Source organism: Bacillus sp. NPDC094106, assembly GCF_044764345.1.
Lineage (GTDB): Bacteria > Bacillota > Bacilli > Bacillales > Bacillaceae_G > Bacillus_A.
Genome location: NZ_JBIWHY010000051.1, coordinates 1 through 1,352 on the forward strand (window position 1 = coordinate 1; position 1,352 = coordinate 1,352).

General features: G+C 35.7%; 1 protein-coding gene. It reads right to left on the minus strand.

Annotated features, from left to right (window positions below; all coding sequences use genetic code 11):
- Positions 1-59: 59 nt before the first annotated feature.
- Positions 60-1,229, minus strand: coding sequence for an RNA-guided endonuclease InsQ/TnpB family protein (locus ACIQ7L_RS28130; protein WP_400573508.1), 1,170 nt, complete (start codon positions 1,227-1,229; stop codon positions 60-62).
- Positions 1,230-1,352 lie beyond the last annotated feature (123 nt).

Consider the following 1,352-nt stretch of genomic DNA (forward strand, 5'->3'; position numbering starts at 1 on the left):
TACATAAGCAACACATCCTAACGGATGAGGGTGGGAACACACCTTCTACTACTTCTTGCTTACGCAATCCGTAGATACGTTTGTTTTGTCTGTACAGGAATATGCTGTATTTGTTTATACAAACTTTTTGATAAGATATTCCTTGCACCATGAATATCCCGATGTTCTTGATAACCACAAGAACAATGATAATTACGAGATGTTACTTTCTTTTTCTTTTGACAACATGGACAGGTTTGAGAAGTATACGATTCCTCTACAACAGTACAACTCATCCCATGTTGGATAGCTTTATACTGAAGATATTTCTTCAGTTTGCCAAATGACCAATTTGACAATTTTTGATTGATTTGTTTTCGTTTCTTTTTCTTTGTGTGACGTTGCACCCCTTCGGGATTTCCTACATAGATATGTTGTACATCTTGTTGTAAACACCAATCCACAAATTGTTTCGTAGTTTTGTGCAAAGCATCTTGCATTTGTTTTTCTGATTTCGATAAAATAAATCGCTTCGCTCGTTGATACTTCTTCCATTGACGAGAACCCTTTTTACACTTACTGAGAAGTTTTTGTAATTCGGCTATTTTTTTATTGCGAAGACGTTGTATAGAGCGAATTTTTCTTCCTGTGATAATAAGTGCTTCTCCGTTTTCACAAAACGAAGCAATCGAATGAATTTCTCCCAAATCGACTCCTACGGAGCGTGTACCAAGAGATGGGCATGGTTGTACACCATCTTCAAAGGAAACAGCGAAGTAAAGACCATTGTCATAGCAACATTCGATTTCTTTGATAGTTTCTCTTGGTAATGCCAAAGGGTTTATCTGTACGACAATAGGATTTCTTCCTCTTCCCATAGAAAGCTCAATTTTTCCATTGGGATAGATACGAAATCCTTTATCTACCCATTTCGTATTGAAATTCTTTTTCTGTTTATAAGGATAACGAGCGGTTTTGATGCCTTTTTTAATCGCTTGATGCGTAGCATCTCTGGCAAACAAGTATTTGTGAGCAACCGCTTGTATGGATTGAGAATGCAACGCATATTTCCCTTTTAACTCTTTTTGTAAAAGAGTTTTGTTTATCCATTTCCCATCTTGAGAAAGAGAATATTGTTTCGCAATGTGTAAACATTCATTCCAGATAGAAGAAGAAATACGATTACAATCAAATAAGCGTTGTATCATTTCTTGTGTAGCTGAAAAATAAACCTTTTTTGCCCGTAGCATAATATGTATCACCTCCTTGTATAGATTATAACACAAAATAACCTTTTTATGTAAAAAATTATTTACCCAAAAATGTTAATGAAAAGGATGTTGTGCATCGCACAACCGAAATTCATCCCCCCC